Origin of the sequence: Streptomyces sp. (assembly GCF_036566765.1) — a bacterium.
Taxonomy (GTDB): domain Bacteria; phylum Actinomycetota; class Actinomycetes; order Streptomycetales; family Streptomycetaceae; genus Streptomyces.
In genome coordinates, this window is the sequence record NZ_DATCVQ010000374.1 from 1 (window position 1) to 4875 (window position 4875).

Consider the following 4875-nt stretch of genomic DNA (forward strand, 5'->3'; position numbering starts at 1 on the left):
CCCGGCACCGGAGCCGGCGGCAACAGCGGCGACGGCGGCGAGGGAGGCGGCCACGGCGGCGGCCACGCGGACACCCCCGCCCCCGACTCCGACGGCGCGGGCGGCAGCGGACTGTTCCGTCCGGGCATCGACCGCCTCGGCGGCAGCAGCCACATCCACGCGACGGGCCCCGGCCACGACGCACCCGGCGGTCCGTCCGGCGGCTCCTTCGTCACCGGCTCCTGAGGCGTCGGATCCACCGGAATGCTCTGCCACGCCTGTCGCGTGCACGTTCGGCGCGACTTCCCGTACTGCCTGCGCTGCGGCACCCTCCGCCGCGGCGCGGCGCCGACGTCGTTCGCCGCGCCCCAGTTGCGCGGCGTCGACGACCCCACCCTCCTCGTACCGCTGACCCGTCCGGTCACGACGCTGGGCCGCGACGCCGACAACGACGTCGTCCTGCCGGACGGCAGTGTGTCGCGCCGCCATGCCCGCGTCGTCCGTGACGAGTCGGGCTTCCGGATCGAGGACCTGGACTCGTTCAACGGCACGGCCGTCGCCGGGGTGAACCTGCACGGCGGGTCGGCGCGGCTCGCCGACGGCGTCGAGCTTTCCGTCGGCGACGTTCGCATGGTGTTCGAGCAGCCGCGCGACGCGCGGATCGGCTCACGGACCATGGTGGTCGGCACCCAGCTCACCGAACTGCCGGCCGGCGCCACCCCCGAGGAGGAGGTGCCGGAGGCGAACGGACCGCTCACCGCGCGGCCCCGCCGCCGAAGCGGGTGGGCGCTCAAGCGGGTGCCCACGGGCGGCCGCGGCGAGCCGCCCTGGGTGCTGAGCAACACGCGCACCGGCGTGTACCTCCAGCTGGACGAGCGCGAGGTGTTCCTGTGGAACGCCATCGACGGCGACAACACCGTGCGGGACCTGCTGTTCGCGTACGCCGACCGCTTCGGCGAGCTGGCGCTGCCGCGGATCGAGGCCGCGCTCACGGCGTTCGCGGGCGCGGGACTGCTGCGCGGGTTGCCGGGGCAGCGGGACGAGCAGGAGGCCACGGTCCTGCGGCGGTTCTGGCAGGCGGTGTACCGGGCGCTGCTCAAGCTGGAGGTGTCCGTACCGGGCCTCGACAGGGCCGTGACCCGCCTGTACGACGGCGGCGGCTGGCGGTTCTTCACCCGTACCGGAGTGGCCCTGGTCTGGCTGTCGCTGATCGGCGGCCTGGTGGCGTTCTTCGGCGTGGCGCAGGGACGGCAGCATCTGCTGGACTTCGGCGGCGCCGGGCCCTGGGGCCCGGTGGTGCTGGCCGTCGGCTACATCTCGGCCCTGATGGTGCACGAGCTGTCCCATGCGCTGGCCGTGAAGTCGTACGGCCGCAAGGTCCGGCGCGGCGGCTTCATGCTCATGATGGGGATGCCGTTCGCGTTCGTGGACACCAGCGACATGTGGTTCGGCACCCGCTGGTCGCGGGTCGTGGTGGCGCTGTCCGGGCCGGTCTCGACCGCGGCCCTGGCGGGCTGGTGCGCCCTGGGCGCGGCGTACCTGCCGGTCGGACCCGTCTCGGCCGTCCTCTTCCACATCGCCTTCGGGCTGTATCTGAACACCCTGTACAACTTCAATCCGCTGATGCCGCTGGACGGTTATCAGGCGCTCACCGACGCGCTGCGCGTGCCGCGGCTGCGCGAGGAGGCGAGTGCGTACTTCCGCAAGGGGCTCTGGCGGGACCTGCGGGCGGGCCGTCGGCCCGGGCCGCGCCAGGCGGGCATGGCAGCGTACGGCCTCGCGGTGATCGTCGGAACGTACGGCTTCCTGGTGCTGGCCCTGCTGGCCTGGCACTCCCGGCTCGGGGACTGGCTGGCGGGGCGGGTGGCCGCGCCGTGGGACACGGTGATCGTGGCGGTGGTCGTCGGCCTGGTGGCGTTCCCGGTGTGGGCGGCGCCGATTCGCTGGGTGATCCGGGTGGTGAAGCGGCGTCGCGCGGCGGCGGGCGCGAGGCCGGCGCGCCTGGTGGACGGCGCGGCCGTGGAGGGGGCGGCATGACCGACGTACCAGGCACCGCGGACGCACCGGGCACGGCGCACGGCGCCGGCGGCTGGGCGGTGCCCGGCTATGCGGCCGTGCGCACGCTCGGCGAGGGCGCCGGGGGCCGTGTCGTACTGGCGCGGCACGAGGCGACGGGCGTGCCCGTGGCCGTCAAGTACCTGAGCGAACGGCTCCGCGGCGACCAGGAGTTCCTGGCCCGCTTCCGGGCCGAGGCGCGGCTGCTCGGCGACCTGCGGCACCCGTGCGTGGTGCGGTTGTACGAGTACGTGGAGGCCCGTCGGGGCGCGGCGATCGTCATGGAGGCGGTGGACGGGGTCACCCTCCGCGAACTCCTGCGGGCGCACGGGCCCACTGGCCCCGAGGCGGCCCTCGTCCTGCTCAAGGGCTCCCTCCTCGGGCTGGGCGCGGCACACACGGCCGGGGTGGTCCACCGCGACTACAAGCCGGAGAACGTGCTGGTCCGCGCCGACGGTTCGAGCGCCCTCGCCGACTTCGGCATCGCCGTGCGCACGGGCCGCGAGGCGGAGGCCGCGGGCACGCCCGCGTACATGGCGCCCGAGCAGTGGGACGGCGAGCCGGCGGGCCCGGCGGGCGACGTGTACGCGGCGACGGCCGTGTTCTACGAGTGCCTGACCGGACGGCGGCCGTTCCGCGCCGACGACCTGACGGCGCTGCGGCTGCAGCACCTGCGGGCGCCCGTCGCGGTGGACGACGTACCGGAGCCGGTACGCGCCCTGGTGCGCGAGGGCTTGGCCAAAGACCCCGCGGACCGGCCCGGCATCGAGGCGTTCCTCGCCGAGCTCGAACGCGCCGCCACCGACGGGTACGGCGCGGGCTGGGAGGAGCGCGGGCGTCGCAGGCTCGCCGAACTCGCCGCGCTGCTGGCCCTGTTGTTCCCCTTCGCGACGGTGTCGGCGATCTTTCAGGCGACGCCGGCGCTGACCGTACTGGGCCGGCTGAAGCCCCGCCTGTGGAAGGCGGCCGCCGGAGTCGCCGCGCTGGCGGTGATCGGCGGTACGTGGACGGTCGCGACGGCCCGTACGGGCGACACGACGACGACGGTGGCCAGTTCCGTACCGTCCGGGCCGCTCACGTCCGGTTCCCCGTCTCCGTCCCGGTCCCTCTCCTCATCGTCCCCCTCCGCGGGTACGAGCTCGCCGACGCCGAGCGGGTCGCCGTCCGGCGACGCCACGGCCGACCCCTCGCCGAGCGCCTCGACGACCCCGGGCGACACGCCGCCGCCCGCGACCACCGGACCGTCCCCGACGGCCCCCGCGCCGTCCCGGACGACCGACGCCCCGGTTCCGTCGACCCCGGGCACGATCACGATCGTCATCGACTCCTGGCGCCGGGGACAGCGACCGGGCACCCTCGTCGCGGACGTGACCGTCCGCACCACGGGCACGGGTCCGCTGACGCTCTCCGCGGACTTCTACGTCAACACGCCCGCCCAGCCGTACGGTTCGCAGTCCCGGCAGCTGTCGGGCGCCGGGGAGTACTCCGTGACCTTCGAGGCGGACTTCTCGAACCACCCGTGCCGGGGCACCTGGAACGTCGCCGTCAGCAGCAGCCCACAGTCGGCGAGCGGACGCCAGACGGCTTCGATGGACGCGCCGCCGTGCTGAGGGAGAACAGATCGCGATGACGACACCCGTCACGGTCCGTGGGCGTGCCCTGTCGGACTGGTCACGTGAAGGACGCTTCGGCGCCTGGTACGCCTTGAGGCCCGGGCGCGCCGACGAGTCTCCGCTCGGCGTGCTGCGGATCGACCGCGCCCTGCTCGCGCCGCAAGGTGCGCGCGAGCGGCTCGCGTCCGCCGTGCTCGCCGTGGCGAAGCTCCGGCTGCCCGGTGTGCCGGCCACGGTCGACCTCGTGGGGGAGGCCGGGGACGTGTGGCTGATCGTCGCGCGCCCGCCGGTCCGTACGGTCGGGGATCTTCTGTCGGTGGGCGCGCCCGGCCTAGACGCGGGCAGCGCGGCGAGCGTCCTCAACGAGACGGCGCAGACCCTGCTTGCCCTGCACGCGGCCGGGCTCGCCCACGGTTCGCTCACCCCCGACTGCGTCGTACTGGCCCCGGACGGCACGGCCCTGCTCGCGGAGGCCGCGCTGGCCACGGCGCTGTCCGAGGACGCCTCGACCGCCTCCGCCGACATCACCGCGTGGGCGGCCCTCGCCCGTACGCTCGGCAGCGCCTGGGCGGCGGCCGGCACACCGGCGGCGGCCCTGTTCGCCCGCTGCTCCGAAACGGCCGAGTCGGGCGACCTCGCCGCGGCGAGGACGACGCTCACCTCCGGCCGCGCGGCGCTCCCCCGGGACTTCCTGCGCCGGACAGCGTTGCACGCGGCCGCGACCGCCGCCTTGACGGAGCTTGCGGGGGCTGTCCGCGGCGAGACGACGGGCGGGGACACGACGGGGGCGGAGGGGGCGGACCGTGCGGCGGCTGGTTCCGGGGGCATCGACGCGGCGGGGCCGGCCCGTACCGAGGCCGGCTCCGAGGCCGCCGACACGACGCGGGCGGACCGTACGGCGGCCGACCCCGAGGCCGCCGACGCGCCGGAGGCCGTCCGGGACGCGCGGGGCGGCGAGGCGAGCGATGGTGACAGCGGTGCCACCGTCCTCGGTCGGCGTGGCCGGACCTCACCGCCCGCCGCCTCCGACGAACAGGCCACAGTCCTCGGCAGACGGAACCAGGGTGGCCCCACCCCACCCCTCGCCCCGGCGGCAGCCGAAGGCGACAACGGCGAGATCCTGCTCCGTTTCGGCCCCGGCATCCCCCGTACCGAGGAGGAGCGCCTGCGCGCCCTGTGGGCGGCCCCCGCGCCTGCCCCCACGCGGGCGCGCCGGCGGCGGCGCGCC

The 4875-nt window shown here is 75.7% G+C and carries 2 protein-coding genes and 2 pseudogenes; all 4 read left to right on the top strand.

Annotated elements, in window-relative coordinates; translation table 11 throughout:
• Positions 1 to 225 (top strand): annotated as a pseudogene (locus VIU94_RS21975) (hypothetical protein); the annotation flags it as partial.
• A gap of 39 nt (positions 226 to 264) precedes the next feature.
• Positions 265 to 2016, top strand: a complete 1752-nt coding sequence (locus tag VIU94_RS21980; protein ID WP_331913567.1) for an FHA domain-containing protein — start codon at positions 265 to 267, stop codon at positions 2014 to 2016.
• Entirely contained in the window at positions 2013 to 3644 is a 1632-nt protein-coding gene (locus VIU94_RS21985) for a serine/threonine-protein kinase (RefSeq protein ID WP_331913568.1), read from the top strand. The genes VIU94_RS21980 and VIU94_RS21985 overlap by 4 nt, the downstream gene beginning before the upstream one ends.
• Positions 3645 to 3660: 16 nt before the next feature.
• A pseudogene (locus tag VIU94_RS21990) lies at positions 3661 to 4875 on the top strand (hypothetical protein); the annotation flags it as partial.